General features: G+C 45.3%; 11 protein-coding genes and 2 pseudogenes. 8 read left to right on the top strand and 5 right to left on the bottom strand.

What is annotated here, in order from left to right; translation table 11 throughout:
• Positions 1-296: 296 nt before the first annotated feature.
• Positions 297-422, bottom strand: a pseudogene (gene tatA, locus EO95_RS18635) (twin-arginine translocase TatA/TatE family subunit); the annotation flags it as partial.
• Between the two features lie 142 nt (positions 423-564).
• Positions 565-1344 (bottom strand): twin-arginine translocase subunit TatC, encoded by a 780-nt coding sequence (gene tatC / locus EO95_RS12140; protein WP_048134956.1) that lies wholly within the window; start codon positions 1342-1344, stop codon positions 565-567.
• Positions 1345-1785: 441 nt separating this feature from the next.
• Between tatC (EO95_RS12140) and tatC (EO95_RS12130) the strand changes: the two genes are divergently transcribed.
• The 8 genes from tatC (EO95_RS12130) to EO95_RS12105 all read left to right on the top strand — a co-directional run bounded on the left by tatC (EO95_RS12130) (position 1786) and on the right by EO95_RS12105 (position 13172).
• Positions 1786-2538: a Sec-independent protein translocase TatC gene (gene tatC, locus EO95_RS12130; RefSeq protein ID WP_048134953.1), complete on the top strand. Its 753-nt coding sequence runs from the start codon at positions 1786-1788 to the stop codon at positions 2536-2538.
• Positions 2539-2627: 89 nt separating this feature from the next.
• Positions 2628-2750 carry a hypothetical protein gene (locus EO95_RS18510; RefSeq protein WP_268767907.1) on the top strand — a complete coding sequence of 41 codons (123 nt, stop codon included), beginning with the start codon at positions 2628-2630 and terminating at the stop codon, positions 2748-2750.
• 412 nt (positions 2751-3162) lie between these two features.
• Positions 3163-4050, top strand: a complete 888-nt coding sequence (locus tag EO95_RS17160) for a DMT family transporter (RefSeq protein WP_082106031.1) — start codon at positions 3163-3165, stop codon at positions 4048-4050.
• Between the two features lie 493 nt (positions 4051-4543).
• On the top strand, positions 4544-10276 hold the full coding sequence (locus EO95_RS12120) for a DUF3320 domain-containing protein (protein ID WP_048134951.1): 5733 nt from the start codon (positions 4544-4546) through the stop codon (positions 10274-10276).
• A gap of 210 nt (positions 10277-10486) precedes the next feature.
• Positions 10487-11461, top strand: coding sequence for a DMT family transporter (locus EO95_RS12115; RefSeq protein ID WP_048134949.1), 975 nt, complete (start codon positions 10487-10489; stop codon positions 11459-11461).
• A 372-nt stretch (positions 11462-11833) separates the two neighbouring features.
• The gene (locus EO95_RS18300; protein WP_235282996.1) at positions 11834-12130 is read left to right on the top strand and encodes a hypothetical protein; all 297 of its coding nucleotides are present in this window, start codon (positions 11834-11836) and stop codon (positions 12128-12130) included.
• Between the two features lie 15 nt (positions 12131-12145).
• A complete protein-coding gene (locus EO95_RS18290) occupies positions 12146-12979 on the top strand; it encodes a tetratricopeptide repeat protein (protein WP_327037165.1) in 834 nt (277 codons plus the stop codon).
• Complete coding sequence (locus EO95_RS12105) at positions 12972-13172, top strand: hypothetical protein (protein WP_048134948.1); 201 nt, start codon at positions 12972-12974, stop codon at positions 13170-13172. The genes EO95_RS18290 and EO95_RS12105 overlap by 8 nt, the downstream gene beginning before the upstream one ends.
• 164 nt (positions 13173-13336) lie before the next feature.
• On the opposite strand, the gene EO95_RS12100 is transcribed toward EO95_RS12105, so the two are convergent.
• The 3 genes and pseudogenes from EO95_RS12100 to EO95_RS12090 all read right to left on the bottom strand — a co-directional run.
• Positions 13337-13888 carry a pyruvoyl-dependent arginine decarboxylase gene (locus EO95_RS12100; RefSeq protein ID WP_048134946.1) on the bottom strand — a complete coding sequence of 184 codons (552 nt, stop codon included), beginning with the start codon at positions 13886-13888 and terminating at the stop codon, positions 13337-13339.
• A gap of 289 nt (positions 13889-14177) precedes the next feature.
• The gene (locus EO95_RS12095; RefSeq protein WP_048134944.1) at positions 14178-16136 is read right to left on the bottom strand and encodes a hydantoinase/oxoprolinase N-terminal domain-containing protein; all 1959 of its coding nucleotides are present in this window, start codon (positions 16134-16136) and stop codon (positions 14178-14180) included.
• A 419-nt stretch (positions 16137-16555) separates the two neighbouring features.
• Positions 16556-17004: pseudogene (locus EO95_RS12090) on the bottom strand (hypothetical protein); the annotation flags it as partial.

Below are 17004 nucleotides of genomic sequence, written 5' to 3'. Positions count from 1 at the left end.
CACCGAGATCTACACCTCTCTATTCGTCGGCAGCGTCAGATGTGTATAAGAGACAGCATATACAGTAAGCTTTATTATTCCGGGATTTTTCCATTGGTACCGGAAGCTTCGTGATTTTCTATATCTGGAATGGAAGATCTGGCTTCCAGTGAATTTTTAAGGCTCTGGTCTGTCCTGGTTTTAGTTTTCGGGGCTTCGTTTATAATATCCTTTTCGTCCTCTTTTACCCCGGGAACGGCCCCAGATTCTGTTTCCCTGGTATATGAATCGAAGGTTGTGAGCTCCAGTTCAGCGGCTCTCTGTGCTTTCTTGAACTCTCCTACCGCACTTCCGAGAGACCGTGCAAGTTCGGGGAGTTTCCTTGGCCCGAAGAGGAACAGTGCAGCGATAAGGATTGCAATCAATTCCATGGAACCTATCATTGTCGGCTATTATCGACGATCAAATATAAAAATTCTTGCAACAAGCAGGGAAGGCAGGTTTTACGCGGAATCAACTGTCTGTTTATTTTTTATATTTATGCTTTTTTGACCTGACAGACTACGTTAAATTCCCAAACTCGCCTTAAAACAACCTGACCAGTAGCAGGCTGAACTCAAAGAGGACTACAAGCAGAAGCGCGACCAATATCTGGGCAATGAAAGTCGGGTCCGGCGAAAGGAATAGGGATAGCGTTACAATTGCGCTATAGACCAGTATACGCTGTTTCTTGAGGGTTTGATACTTTACAAGCCCCATTTTCACGGCAAATATTACAAGAAGGGGAGCCTGGAACACAATTCCGAAGCCTGCAAGTATTGTGGTCACGGCTGAGAAGGTGTTTTGCACGGAAAGCTGGGCTGAAGCCACATCCCCTGAGTAAAAGATAACGTACCTGAACATCACAGGCAGGACAATGAAATAGCCCAGGGCAGCTCCCAGAATAAACAGGAGAAAAGATACAGGGACAACTTTCAGGAAAAAGCGCTTCTCATGCGGATAAAGCCCTTTCCCTGCAAACCTGTAGAGCTGATAGAAGAATTGCGGAATTGATACTGCAAGTGCAAAGACCAGGCAGAGCTTGAGGCGGGCAAAGATCCATTCAAGAGGCGAATATACTGCCATATCCAGTCCCGGGCTTATGAATTCTTTCCAGACAAGCATCATCCCTTTTTCAGAGAAGGGGTATGCGACCAGCATAGCCAGAAAGAGCCAGACAAAGACTACAGCAAGCCGGTTCCTGAACTCATACAGGTGAGCCATAAGGGGTTCTTCTATATCCCCGGGAACTCCGGAAGAACAAGCGTTTCCGTTAATTTTGTTTCCTGTATCAGGGAGCTGGTTTCCGGTATTATGAGAGGTCATGGTTTTTATCTGTTATTATCTGTTTTTCTGTTGAGTTTGCGATCTGTTTTTCTGTTGAGTTTGCGATCTGGTTTCTCTGTCTTACACTGCATTTTAATAAATATATTAATATCGGAACATCTGATTACACTTATATCCCAGACCTCGATGATATCCCGCATGCTCTGGATATTCTGAAGTAGGGATACTCTAAAACCATATATCCATGATATATATTTACCGTCATCAATATTTACAATATTTATTCGGATATCCCCATTATCCGTTACAGTTACAGTAGCCTTATAGCTACAATATAATACCGAAAAACACAAAGCTTGAAATATTATGCTTTGATCTGGAATCTTGTATTTGCCATCCCAAGCATAACAAAACATATAACGAAATAATCAGTTCCTGAAAGATAACCAGTTCATATTATTTGCCGGATAGGTACTCCATATGTCTGAAGCAATTGAAAACTTAAGTGTAATCCTGCTGACCCTGCGAAAGAAATTGATTGTAGTTGCTGCAGTCCTTTTTGCAGGCGTTGCTCTTTCTTTCCAGTTTACAGGTCCACTGATTGAGAGGATGAAAGAGGACCTCCTGCCTGAGGGTGCAAAGCTGGTGTACATATCCCCTCTTGAAGTAATGATGCTGAAGCTCAAGCTCTCATTTATAGTAGGGCTGCTCTTTGCCATTCCTGTGATTGCATTCTATGCTTACCGGGCTGTATCGAGGCGTTTTTCGATCAGAAATCCTATACAGGTCGGAAAAAACCAGTTTGTACTCCTGAGCGCGGCTGCTCTCGTAATGTTTGCCCTCGGGGCTTCGTATGCTTATTTCTTCATGCTACCCCTCTTTCTGGACTATCTCTACCTGAACGCAGCAGGTTCAGGGGTAACTGCTACCTACTCGATCTTCAAGTTCATTTCGTTTGCAGCTGCAGGCACAGCTCTTTTCGGGCTGATATTCGAACTTCCTATAGTACTCACCTTCCTGACCAGGAACGGCTTTATACAGTACAGTACCCTTGTGACCTACCGCAAGCATATTTATATCGTCTTCCTGGTGATAGGAGCTGTAATTACCCCTCCAGACGTACTCAGCCAGGTCATGGTTGCAGTGCCCATGATAATCTTTTTTGAGATCAGCATGGTTGTTGTAAGGGTACTTGGCGTGAAGAACAAGGTGCCTCAGCCTGAGGTTTCTTAAAACATGAAATTTCTTACTTGCCTGAGGCTAAAAAAGTTTGCTGAGCGAGTTTTTTAGGGAAAGAATCGGGCAAAAGGAAAGAAGAAGATGTGAAAAAGGAAGAAGAAGAGAAAAGGGAAGAAAAAGAGAAAAAGGAAGAAGAAGAGAAAAGGGAAGAAAAAGAGAAAAAGGAAGAAGAAGAGAAAAGGGAAGAAGGAAAAAATAGGAATTAAGAGGGATGTAAAAGAAAAAAGGCGCACTGGACGGAGGTGTGCGGATTGAAGGGTGTGGGCGTGTTTGGGGTAATGTAATGATGGTGATAAATGAACCCAAACACGCCTCTAACAATTCTTTTTCCGCACTCGCCTATCCATTGATATTTTTGTTTTGACATTATTTAATATTATCCCACCTGGGTTATAAAATTGATTTTTTGTTTTTTCCACCCGAATCCCTTGCAGGAAGACTGACACACCATACAAGAAAATAGTGCGGCATTAAGGCATGATGTACCTGTTTCTCGCTTCATGTGCCGTCCTTCCTGTAACCGCCCTTCATGCTCTGGAGATCATCCGAAATGCCCCGGAATATCTTCAGTGTGCTCGGGAAAGTCTTATTTAAGCGGACCCCTTATTTGCAGAGGTCATGGAGCAAAAGCACATAAAAGCAAGTGCCCAGGTAGTTGCCGCATCAGTCATCTATGGGTTTGCAGGAATATTTTTCCTGTACATAAAAAACATGGGTGCAGGTCCTGTTGTTTTTTACCAGCTCCTTTTAGGTTTTCTTGCCCTTGCAGTTTATCTGGCAGCCACGGGACAGCTCTCCGGGATACAGCTGAGGGGAAAAAGAAAAGCCCTTTTGTTGCTCGGGGCCTGGCACGCCGGAGTCATGCTTTCCTATTACACGGCTGTAAACTTTACGAACGTCTCGATGTCTGTACTTTTGCTTTATACGGCCCCTCTTTATGTCCTGCTGATCGCCCCTGTCATCCTTAAAGAAAAAATCAGCACAAAAAACCTTGCTGCTCTTGCGCTCTCCCTTATAGGTGTGGTGGTGGTTGTGGGTCCGGAGAGTCTCGTTTCCGGCACGGCAGAAGCCGGATCAGGATATCTCTATGGTGTGCTGATGGGGCTTTTCTCAGGTTTTTTCTATGCCTGCATTATTCTGACCTCCCGCTACCTCAGAGACGAATATTCAGGCATGGAACAGCTTTTTATCTCAACAGGCGTGACCCTTGTGATCCTTTTTCCCTTTATGCTGCAAATATCTCCCGCAGCCCTGCTTGAGAACCTGCCTGTCCTTCTCTTCCTCGGGGTAATGATAACCTCCCTCGGCTCCATTCTCTATTTCACAGGGCTTGAGCATGTAAAAGCCCAGAATGCGAGCATAATCTCCCTGCTTGAGCCCGTAAGTGCTATCTTTTTTGCCTATCTAATCTTAAACGACCCGGTATCCAGGACCACCCTGCTCGGATGCGTCCTTATTCTTGCAAGCTCTCTCCTTATGAGCCTGGAAAAAGAAAGCAAGGCCTAAGGTAAAATTCGCCTCTCTCGAATCGCGCCTCGAGATCACAGAAAATAGAAGATTTTCAGGGAGTTGCGATGTAATCGCAACAGTACGCGGTCCGTTTCAGCAGAGTTGCGACTCTGCAGTACGCTGCTCTTTTCGCTGCGCTCAAGAGGGCTAATCTATGGGTTTTAGCAGTGAGCTCAGCTCGCTCAAGCGGACGAATTAAAAATATCCGGGTCCATAATCAAGGTACAAGGATTATTTAATATTAAGACACCCTCTTAGAAAAACATTTTATACTCTGTGACTAATGTTATACAGTCGCGTATTTACGGAATTGAATTATTTCAGAGCCTGAAGAGACTTTAAGAGGAGTTCGTTTTCTTTTTAGTAGAATTCCTCCCTGTTCAGAAGTCTTATTTTCCGGCAAAACATTGTAAAATTTATTAAAAATCCTGTGTTCTTATCTGTATCATAAATAGATTTTATTGATTATTTGAAAAGGGCCTGGTATTTTATGGTAGACGTAGTTAAGGAACTGGAAACACTAAGGCAAAACTTGCTTGATCTATCTCTTCGTAATAACCTTCTCAATTACCGTCCTTCCCTGAGAAGGACAATCTCAATTACGGGCAGAACCCCGGAGGAGGTCTATGACCTTTTTGTTCTCCAGGAAAAATCAATGAAGTTCAGGGCAGCAAAAACCAGGCCCAGAAAAAGAGGGAAAACCGAAAATGGGGGGAATGGGGAAGATGATGATGCGGAAAATGAAAGCAAACTTCTGAAAACAATAGGAAAAATCCCTGTTTCCGAAGAAAAGAATAAACTCCAGAACTCCCGTTTCGAACCGTTTCTTGAGACCCCCGACGACAACGAAACTCTTGATCGGAAACTTTTTTACGTTTATAACCAGGCAAATTCTATTTTTGAAGAGCAGGGCTATCCTGTCCTCTATCTTGCAATGGGTTTTCTGCAGTGGAGTGAGATTAAATCTTCAGTAAGGAACCCGAGGGCTCCCCTCGTCCTTGTTCCTGTTGAACTCAAGAGGATAGGGAAAGGAAGGAACTTCAGCATCCAGTGGACAGGAGACGAGATCTTTACCTCTATTACCCTTCAGGCGAAGATGAAAGAGTTCGGGGTCGAGGTCCCTGAGTTTGAAATGCCTGAGGACGCTTCCGGGATTCAGGAATACTTCAGGACGGTACTAGGGACAATCCGCGAAAAAACGGACTGGAAGATCATTCCGGAAGTCTGCCTTGACCTCTTCAACTTCAGAAAATTTGTCATGTATAAAGACCTGGACCCTGCAACCTGGCCCGAGGACATGTCTCCTGCAGAGCACCCCCTGATCCAGAAGGTCTTCAACCCTGAAGAACCTGAGTGCGAGATTCAGGGCTTTCGGGAAGAGGAGGTCGACCTGAAGCTTTCGGCAAAAGATACTTACCATATAATGGATGCCGACTCCTCACAGATTGCAGTCGTTGAGGATGTGAAAGCCGGAAAAGACCTTGTTGTGGAAGGGCCTCCCGGCACAGGAAAGTCCCAGACCATTGCAAACACAATTGCAGAACTGCTTGCCCAGGGCAAAAGCGTGCTCTTTGTGAGCGAAAAGATGGCTGCCCTTCAGGTTGTAAAGAACAGGCTTGATAATGCGGGTTTAGGAGAGCTCTGCCTCGAGGTGCACAGCCACCAGACCAGGAAAAAAGCCGTGCTTGAGGAACTGGAAAAAGCCCTTAACCGTGCAGCACCTCCTGCTATCAGCGCTGAGAGAGATATTAACGAACTTGAAAAGCTTAAACAGGAACTCAACGGGTATGCAAGGACACTCGGAGAACCTGCAGGAAAGATCTACCCAAGCCTCTATGCACTTTACGGGGTAAAGGAAAAGACCCGGATTTACTTTGAGTCAAAGGACCTAAAAATACCCAATATTAAGTTTAAAGACCCTGATACGTGGGAAACTAAGGCCTGGATAGAAGCTGAATCTGTTCTGGAAAAAATCGGGCAGGTACTTCCTGCTCTCGGCCCTGTCAGGAAAAATCCCTGGTACGGCTGCGAACCCGGGCTTGTGCTGCCTTCTGACCTGGGGGAAATCGGATCTATTGCAGATGAATGCGCTTCTGTTTTTGAAAACCTTGAGAAGACAATAAAAACCCTTAATGACCTCTCTGCAACCTCAAAACCCCAAACACTTAAAGATATTATAGGCATAACCGAAGCTGCAAAACTTATAAGCAAATCAAAACCCCTGCCTGAAAAAATACTCCAGAACCCTGAATGGGACTCCGAGGCTTCAATATCCGAAGCGGAAGCCCTGATCTCAAAAATCAGGCAGTATAGGGAACTGAAAACTTTTGTGGACAGGACTTTTCACCCGTCGGTTTTTGACCTTGACACCTCCGAGTTTAAGGACGTATCCGGCAAGCTGTTCAGTATTTTAAACTCCAGGTACAGGAAACTAAAAAAGGAGATTTCAGCGTGCTATATCTCAGGGGCGCCTTCAAAAGACAGCAAAATCCTTCTCGACCTGGCCTGTGTTTCCGAGTGCAAGGCGCACAGGCTGGAGCTTGAGGGCGCTGAGGTAAATGGCAAAAAGTTCTTCTGGGAGTACTGGAAGGGCCTTGAAAGCGACCCTGTCTTCCTGGAAGAACACTGCAGGTGGATGATCCCCTTCCGCAGGCATATCAAGGAAGGTACTCTAACTGACAGGTCATTCAGGCTGGTAGGAGGCGGGGTTGATGCAATAGCCCTTGAGTCTGCTATAAATGAAGTCCTGGCAGCAAAACAGGCTTTTCTTTCCTCCCTGGAAAAACTTGGCTCCCTTATAGGGGCAGATTTCGGGAAAATGTTCGGAAACGATATGGAAGCTGTGAAGCTCAGCCAGTTAAAGTCCCGTGTAACCCGATGGAAGGACGAGACTTCTTCCCTCGTGTTCTGGAGCCAGTACCTGGGATACAGACAGGCTTGCCTTGAAACGCTTGCTTCCCCTATGATGGAGGATATAGAAGCCGGGAAAATAGAGCCCGAAGACCTGATCCCGGCTTTTGAAGGAAACTATGCCGAAAGCATGCTGCACCGGGCTTTCAGGGAAAGGCCGGAACTCTCTGCTTTTATCCGGGAACTTCATGAAGGCAAGATAAGCAAATTCACCGAGCTTGACAAAAAAGTCCTGCTTGAGAACAGGAAGAGGATTGTCTGTTCTGCTTATGAGCAGGCCCCCAGGCTGACCTCGGGAGCATCAAGAGCTTCCGAAGCCGGAATTCTGCTTAATGAGTTCAACCGCAAGCGCGGGCACATGCCCATACGCACCCTGATGAAAAAGGCAGGCAGCCTTATACAGAAAATAAAGCCCTGCTTCCTGATGAGCCCGCTTTCCATTGCTCAGTACCTGGACCCTAGGAGTACAAGGTTTGATGTGATCATCTTTGACGAGGCAAGCCAGGTCAGGCCCGAAGATGCTGTAGGAGCACTCCTGCGCGGAAAACAGGTAGTGGTAATGGGAGACTCAAAACAGCTTCCCCCAACCGACTTCTTCGATACTGTTGTCGATTCTCCTGAAAGCGAGCCTGATGACTATGCTTCCGCAGGGGACATGGAAAGCATCCTGAACGTCTGCAAGCGCAGTTTCCCGGTTAAGACCCTGCGCTGGCACTACAGGAGCAGGCATGAGTCCTTGATTGCGATTTCAAACCAGGAGTTTTACGACAACCGCCTCTATGTTTACCCCTCCCCCATGCAGAAAGATGAAAGCCTGGGGCTGAAGTTCGTCCACCTCCCTGAGGCGGCTTATGACAGGGGCAAGAGTGGAGCCAACAGGATAGAGGCAAGAGCTGTTGCCAGGGCAGTGTTCGAGCATTTCCAGAAGTATCCTGGAAAAAGCCTGGGGGTCGGCACCTTCAATGTAAAACAGCAGGAGGCTATCCAGGAAGAGATCGAAGTTCTCCTGAAAGCAAACCCGGGCGTTGACCTTAACTCAGGGAATGATAGGGGTGAACACTTCTTCGTAAAGAACCTCGAAACCATCCAGGGCGACGAAAGGGATGTCATTCTTCTGAGTGTGGGTTTCGGTTTTGATAATAACAGGAAACTTTCCCTGAACTTCGGACCTCTTAACCGGGAAGGAGGAGAAAGGCGTCTGAATGTGCTTATCACAAGGGCAAGGGAAAAATGCGTTGTCTTTTCCAACTTTACTTCAAGAGACCTGTCCCTTGACGAAAACTCCTCTTTCGGGCTCAAAGCCCTCAAAGTCTTCCTTGAGTTTGCTGAAAGCGGCACCCTTCCGGCTCCGTTATGCGGCAGGCAGGAGCTTGATTCTCCTTTCGAAGAAGCGGTCTCCGATTTCCTGACCGAAAACGGGTGTGAGGTGCACAGGCAGATTGGATGTGCCGGGTACAGGCTCGACCTTGCAGTCCCTGACCCCCGCCACCCGGGCAGGTACGTGCTCGGGATCGAGTGCGATGGGGTAAGCTACCATTCTTCTCCTGTTGCAAGAGACCGCGACCGCCTGCGCCAGCAGGTCCTCGAAGGGCTGGGCTGGAAAATCTACAGGGTGTGGTCTACGGACTGGTACCTTCATCCGAAAGATTGCAGGGAAAAACTGCTTGATACCGTAAAGGCAGCTGTTAGACAGGCAAAATTGCAGGCAAAATCCGAACATGAACCCGAAGTTGTGATAATAAACGAACCTCCTGCCTGGGCAAAATCCGCCAAAACTAATGAGATCGCCACAACTTATGAGATAGCCGGAACTTATGAGGTAAAAGCCGTTCCTGCTGCAAGCCTGTTTTCACCTTTAGAAAGCAAAGCCTTTAAAGAGCCTGTAAAAAACTTTAACGAGCCTGAAATAAGACCCTTTGAAACGGCATCCCCGACAAAAGTTTCCCCTGAAGTCGAGTTCCTTTCAGAAAACCTTTCGGGAAACTCATCTGAAATGGAGTTCCTGGTCGAAGATTCCCCTGATAAGAAATCTATTGAACAGATTTCCTTTGAAGCGGCATATGAAGAAGAAGAAGAAAAAGAAAAAGCAGACGAAGAGGAAGTAAAAGAAGCAGATGAAGAGGAACTGGAAGACGAGGTGGAGTATGAAGACGGAGCAGAAGATGAAGAATCCTTTACTGCTGCTTTCCCCACGCTTGAAGGAGGATTTTCAACCTATTCAGGGCCGGACTTCCTTCCTGAAATGACTTTAAAAACCGAGTCCATGGCTACTCTCGCTGACGAAAACTCCAGAAAGGAACCTATAAGAAGGTTAAAGAAATCAAAGCTTCTTAAATTCAGTGTTGACCCACGCTCTAATTTCGAAACGGATATTGACGGAGGATCAGATCCCATTCCTGAGCCTGAATCTGAAAGAATAAACTTCTTCCAGGCTTACCCGGAGATCGATTTCAGTGCAGGTCCGGAAAAGAAACGAAAAAGCAAAAGGATTAACGAGTTTGCTTACATCTACGGCTCGGAAGGCTTCTTTGAACCTGAAGATCCTGAAGAAGATGATTATCCTGACCCGGAATGGAGTTCTGAATCTGAACCAGAAACAGAAACAGAAACAGGAGCTAAAGCTGAATCTTACACCGAATCGAAGGTAAAAACCGACATCAAATCAGGGCTTGAGACTAACTATCCCGGAATTCTCGAACCTCATGCGCCTGAGAATATGAAAGACGAGGATGAAAAACTGTCCGGGAAAGGGAATTCTCTGGAGGCTCTTGTGCCTCTCTACAAAACCTGCCTCTCCTCCAAACTTCCGAAATCAGGAGACTTTTCTGAAGTTTCCGATGAGCAGATCGAGGAGGCAATTGTAAGAATTGTGGAATGCGAAGGTCCTGTTCACTCAGAGGAAATACTCCAGAGGATAAAATCCCATACAGGAATCTCACGCATGCTCGGCAAAATCAAACAGAAAGTACTTGACTCCATGTCAGCGGCTGAAAATTCTGGAAAAATCCTGGCAAAAGGGGAATTTTACTGGCCGCTCTCGGAACCTGAATATCTCCTGCGCAGGCGCGATGCTGATACATATGCAAAGATTGAATGGATCTGCGATGAGGAAATAAAAGAGGCTGTCCGTTTTGTCCTTAACACCCAGTATTCAACCCCTATGGAAGACCTGATTATCCAGACCTCAAGGGTACTGGGGATTAAAACAACCCGCAAAAATACCTGGGACAGAATAGAGAAACTTATCCAGTCCGGGATAGAAAGCAACGAACTGACCCGCAACCCCAATGAAATGATTTATTTTGTAGAGTAAATGAAGATGATAATAAATTTATTAACCCTGTTTAAAACAGTTTTTCTTTTTTAATTGAATATTTATTCCTTTTACATATAGTATTCTTTTTAAGTTTATATTGAGTTGTTCGCTTCAACCCTCTTTTAACTCCCGTATTTTTCATAATTTGTCATAATTAATTATTTTCAAATAGTTATATATCCTGGCTCTAATATCTCTCTGGCAATTATGCCCATAACAGTTAAAGAAAATAACAAACCATTTGCAGCAGTTATCACGTCCTGTATCCTTTTTGGGATGATAGGTATATTTGTAAAAGAGATCAGAGCTATGGACGCAGGTTCTATCCTGTTTTACCGGCTATTTTTCGGATTTGCAGTCATTCTAGGGTATCTTGTAGTGTCCGGAGGGATAAAGAAAATTGAACTGAAGCAGAAGAAATTCTATATGCTTTTGCTTGGAGTTCTTAACACAGTAACGATGTTTACATATTTCTCCTCAATCAAACATACTGGCATTCCTGTAGCTGTGCTTCTCCTGTACACAGCACCAATATATGTTACACTGCTCTCTCCTTTACTCCTTAAAGAGCACGTAACTCTTCGGGATATGCTTGCACTTACCCTGTCTATCTCGGGTATACTGCTTGCTGTCAATCCTTCAAATATTTCCGGGAGCACAGGTTCCGAAAATGGAAACTACATCACAGGAATCCTTTTTGGGCTGCTTTCCGGGCTTTCTTACGGCTGTTCGATCATGACCATGAACTACCTGAAGGAAACCTATTCGGCTGTCGAGCAGATGTTCTGGTCAACAGCAGTCAGCCTCATCCTGCTCCTGCCTTTCGGGGTCTCTGTATCGGTGCCAATCCTGCTCGTAAACCTGAAGCTGCTAATACCTCTAGGTTTTATAGCTACGGCTCTTGCCTCCCTTCTGTACCTGAGAGGTGTGATACATATAAAAGCACAAACTGCAGCTGTGCTCTCCCTGCTTGAGCCTGTGAGCAGTATCTGTTTCTGCTGCATGCTCCTTGGAGAGCCTGTGCAACCAAACACAATTGGGGGCTGCCTCTTCATCCTTTCAGGTGCTGCACTTATAGGTTACAGTGCCCCGATCCGGCTGGGAGCTTCAGAAAAATATTTCAGGGACATGTGGGCAAGATTCTTCCAGCCTTACATACCCCTTAGACCGAGGAAGCTTTGATTTTCTTCCCCTTATCCTTTTAAAAACAGCTTATTCATTTCTTCTTTAACTTTGTCTTTAACTTCTTCTTTAACTTCTTCTTTAACTTTGTCTTTAACTTCTTCTTTAACTTCTTCTTTAACTTATTCTTTAACTTATTCTTTAACTTCTTCTTTAACTTATTCTCATTCTTCTTTTTACTTCTCTAGTCTTCTCCCTCTTCTTCTTTTGATTTCTCGGAAAAATATACTGCATTTCAGGACAACTTTTTTGAAAACTTTTTCCTTTAGTCCGAATTATATAATAAAGTATTTATCGGCTGAAAACCGTGGATAAATAAGGAGGAAGCTGAAGCTTTTTCTCAGGGAATTATTTTTGGGAGAATTGATTTTTATGGATCTGGACATGATCAATAAACTTGTTTTTGATGTTGTGGAATCGGTCAGGAGAAATGAGAACGAACCCGGTGCAGGAGTTGAGTTTGCAGTCCAGTTTTCAAGGAAAAACGGGATTTCTCCCGATTATCTCCTGAACATCGCAAAAATATGCGACTCAAAGGGGATGTTCAGGGAAGAATACGTGTTCATGAAAGCTTGCGCCCTCCTGGGAGAAGGGGGACAGCGGGTTGAGGCTTATTTCCTTACTGGTGTGCTTGCGTATTTCATGGAGAGGAAGGAAAGCGCTCTTTAGGAATTCGATGAAGCCCTGAAACTTGATCCCGGACACGTCAACTCGCTCTGCAACCAGGGAATTATCCTTGCCGAGCTTGGACGGAAACTTGAAGCAGAGAGCCGGTACAAGCGGGCTCTTGAACTTGAGCCGGGGCATGTCAGCACCCACTGCAACTATGGAAACCTCTTTTTTGAGCTCGGGAAACTGAAGGAAGCGGAACGCGAGTTCAGGACAGTGCTTGAACTGGACCCTAGAAATGCAAACACCCGCTGCAACTATGCCAACCTCCTTGCCGAACTGGGGCGGAAAGAGGAGGCCGAAGAACATTTCGTACAGGTGCTTGAACAGGTGCCGGAGCACGTGTCAGCCAACTATAATTACGCCAATTTCCTCAAGGAGGAAGGAAAGGTTGAGGAAGCTGAAGTTCATTATAAAGAGGTTTTGAAGGTAAGCCCCGGTCACATAAGTGCTCTCTGCAACTACGGCAACCTGCTCTCGGAATCCGGCCGTACTGAGGAGGCGACAATGCAGTACAGGCTTATCCTCAGGCTGAAACCCGAGGATGCGGATACCAGGGCTAATTACGGGCAGCTCCTTTTTGAGCTTGGACGATATCATGAAGCTGAAATCCAGTACAAAAAGACCCTTGAGATAGACCCCTGCCACGTCTCTACGCTCTGCAACTACGCCAACCTGTTGAAACGGCTAGGAATGTTCCGGCAGGCTGAGGCCATGTACCAAGAAGCCCTGGAACTGGATCCCGAAGACATCAACACCCGCTACAACTACAGCCTGTTCCTCTTCAAGCTTGAGCGCTTTGATGAAGCAAAGGAACACTATATTAAAGCTATATTCTCGGATGCTTGAACCGATGAGCAGTATATGTTTCTGCTGCATACTCCTTGGAGAAACTGTGCAACCTGACACAATTGAGGGGGGCCTTTTCATCCTTGCAGGTGCTGCACTTATTGGTTACAGCACTCCAATCCGGCCAGGAGCTTCAGAAAAATATTTCAGGGACATGTGGGCAAGATTCTTCCAGGCCTTACATGCCCTTTAGACCGGGGAAGCTTTGATTTTCTTCCCCTTATCCTTTTTTAAAAACAGAGTATTTTTAACTCTACAGAGTATTTTTAACTCTATATCCTTAATTTCTTCTAAATTTATTTTCTTAAATTTCTTTTAATATTCATCTTCTTTAATATTCATCTTCTTGTGGGTTTTTCAACATTTACTTGTAACAAAGACCATAGCAGCCACTACTGTAGTCCAATTTCCGTCCTTGTCTCCTTTTGCGGTCTGGCACATATGGAAGGTATCAAAAATGTGTCCGCTTGCCTTGTACACCTGTTCTCTCTCATGCCAGGCCATCTCCGCATCAAACTCTATGCCGAGAGTTGTTGCCAGCATCGTTGCGGCCAGATCTTCAGCATATTCCCCGGCAATTACTTCTTCTTCTCCAAACGAGTGGTGTTCTGAAATGTAGCCGTAGTTATCCTCATTCACAGGTACAGCAGTTCCTATGGCTGATGCCATCAGGCGGTGCGGCTCGTTAGTATCGTTCCTCGCAAGAACACAATGGACAATGGCACCGGGCCTCAATTCTGAGACGCCTTCTTCTTTAGGTACGAGTTTACAGTTGGGAGGTAGAATACTTGAGACGCTCACAAGGTTGTATTTTTCTATTTTTGCAGCCCTCAGTGCGAGTTCAAAAGATGCTAATCTGTCCTTATGGACCCCGGTACCTTTTGTCAAAAATGCTTTTCTAGGGATCATGTTAACTCCTTTAAGTATCTATATTTCATACATCTGTTGTGCGATTTTCCATTGTTTGGGCAACCAATACACAAATAAATTAGTTATAAATGATTTAAAATTTTTCTGCAGTGTCAGGTGAACTATTAGGATTAAGGCGTATAACCAATATTTCATGTTCCAAATGTACAGGAGATTTATGAACTTTCCCCTATTTTCACGTCCAATTATCAGCTATGGAAGTCACTTCTGCAGAGTTGCAGTCCTGAGATCATGCCTATCCTTAAGGTTCATCAAAACTTTGTAAAAATTATTTATGCTCGGATACCGCTTTCTCGTAAACATCTGAGTTTGAGGTTCCTTCGAAAATAAACCTGGTCTCAAGGGGAATATCGCCTGTATGAACCTTTATGTCCTTCTTTTCTACAGTGATTGTGACCTGGTCCGGAGAAAGCCCTGATTCAGCCATGTAGTCAAGAACAAGCTTTCTTCCGAACTCCTCAGCGAACTCGAGAGCCTCACTTCTTATGACGAAATGCCTTCTTCCCACAGGAGTGTAGACAAAAACCCCTTTTGTCCTCAGGTCATACTTTGATTCACTGTAAGTTGTACGGACTGTGATTTCAACGCGTTTTGTCCCTTTTCCCACAAGAGCTCCCACCGCATTTCCTACATCGGAGTATTCCGGGACAATTATTTCGGCATCAACCAGGTTTTTCAGGTTATCCACATACGCTCTGACCGGCCCTCCCAGAAGTACTACAGGAATATCTACCTTAAAGCGGGAGAAAAATTTGCCTTCGAGCATTTTCTCAATCTCATTCCTGTCAACTCCTTCCATAAGGAAGGAAAGAAGATCTCTTGCCATATTCCTGGCAAAAAGCTGCTTTACGTTTATACAGAACTCCTGCCTACTGGTTCCTGTGAAGTTTGCAAGCAGCGTAGCCCCTATTTCCGAGGCTTCGGAATTCCATTCTGCATATTCCCCTAAGACATGCAAAGCATCAGTTGGGGTAAAGCCAATAACCTGGACAAGCCGCTTCTGGATCAGGGAGTCCATTACTTTTTTAGAAGGAAGGATATTTCTGTCCCAGTAGACGTCTTTAAGGGAAAGCGGTTCATTTCTTATAAGGGCAAGGAGCTCCTCTTCCTCCCGACTCAGGTCAACAGCTTTTTGTTTTGTCCTTACAAAGAATTTTGTTGCCTGGATATGCTCATTCATTTTCAGCCTGTCAGGAATCCAGCGCTTTTTCAGGGTATTCATGAACGAAGGGTAGAGGACAGCAGCCCTGCAGAGCGGAATAACTCTTCGAGGTCCTATGTTTGTCCTGCTGCCCTGGACCCAGATATGGCTGTCCCCTCCCATTGCCGAGGTCTCCATCCTGAGTGCCCTTACTTTTGTCTGCCAGCCTCCTACAATAGCTCCGGTTTCACTGAGGTAAGGAAGTCCTTTATGGATAAGGGAGACATCCGTGCTTGTCCCTCCGACATCGATAACAGCACAGGTCTCATGCCCTGAGAGATAAGAAGACCCAAGAAGACTTGCAGCAGGCCCGGAAAAGACCGACTCTATGGGCTTTTTCATGGCTTCGTGCATGCTTACGACAGACCCGTCACAGCGGAGCATTGCAATTCTGGATTCAAGCCCTCTCCTTTCGATCTCGCCTACGACGGTCTTCAGGAAACCCTCTGCTACGGGCAGGAGCTGAGCATTCAGGTAAGCTGTAACCCCTCTTTCATAGGCTCCCAGGGACTGAGCAAGTTCATGCCCGCAGACAACAGGAAGCCCTGTAAGTTCCTGGATCAGGACTTTTATGCGCAGTTCATGCTCAGGGTTGCGGACGCTGAAATATGAAGAGACTGCAAACGCCGAGACCTTGCCCTTTAGCCTCAGTACAAAGCTTTCAACTGTGGAAAGGTCGAGGGCTGCGACCTCATCTCCGTAGCTGTTGTGTCCTCCCTGCACCATTATGCAGTTTTCGATTTCAGAATCAGCAGGGATTTCATAATCTCCTACAAGAACAAGCCCTACAGGATATCCTGTCTTTTCAAGGATGGTATTGGTTGCAAGGGTTGTGGAAACCGAAACTATGGTCACAAGCTTCAGCTTTTCCTGGTCAAGTCCATCAATAGAATTCGTAATTCCTTCAAGAAGGTCGGGATATGTTGTGAGTGCCTTGTTTGAGTCGACAACCTTTCCATCCGAGTTCCTGAGTAATATGGAATCGGTATATGTCCCGCCTGCATCGATGCCTAGACTGTATGCCATTTTTTAACTCCTTTTACACATTTTTAATATTTACGGATCACTCATAAGGTGCCATTTTGTGATCCCGTATATGATTTAATCTCTGAGTCATTCGTAAGTCATTTTTGTATAATTCATAAGTCATTTATTTTTCATTCCATAGCTTCCTGCTCAAATCAAGGAAATACCTTAATTCCAGTTAGTTTCCTCCTAAAACTATTTCTTAGAATCAGAATCCGGAAGTAAACGGGTAGCTAAAGAATAAATTTCGAGCTCAAAAGCAAATCTTGAGATTAAGAACAGTTCCAAACTCAAAGCTTCTATTCATCTGTCTTTTTATCTTTACTTTTGAATCACTGTAATCCAAGACATAATATCTGCATTATTGCGGGAAAATATAAATGTTCCGGAGACTGTCCGGAACTCAGACTGTCCGGAACTCAGACTTTCGGCATCCCGACTCCGACAAAAACAAGTTTTGATTCTACGGGCATTGAGCCTGCCTCACTCAGGGAAATATCTTTTCTACTCATCTCAATCTGGACCTGCCCTTTGTCAAGACCAGCCTCGGTCATGTATTCCATTACAAGTTTTCTTCCGAGGGATTCTGCATATTCCAGGGCTTCCGGATAGCTCCCGAAGGTTTCCCTGCCCTGAGGGGAAAAGAGGAGGACAAGCCTTTTTCGATCTTTTGAATAGGTACTCTGGATAAGGATTTCAATCCTTTTTATGCCCTTTCCGACAACGGCTCCGACGGCGTTTCCTACTTCCGAGTACTGAGGGACTATAATGTCAGCATCAAGAATCTGTTTTAGTTCCCCGGTATAGGCGCTGTCTCTTATACACATCTGACGCTGCCGACGAATAGAGAGGTGTAGATCTCGGTGGT

The sequence above is a fragment of the Methanosarcina sp. 1.H.T.1A.1 genome (genome assembly GCF_000979295.1).
Taxonomy (GTDB): domain Archaea; phylum Halobacteriota; class Methanosarcinia; order Methanosarcinales; family Methanosarcinaceae; genus Methanosarcina.
This window is presented reverse-complemented; position numbering and strand designations above follow the sequence as displayed.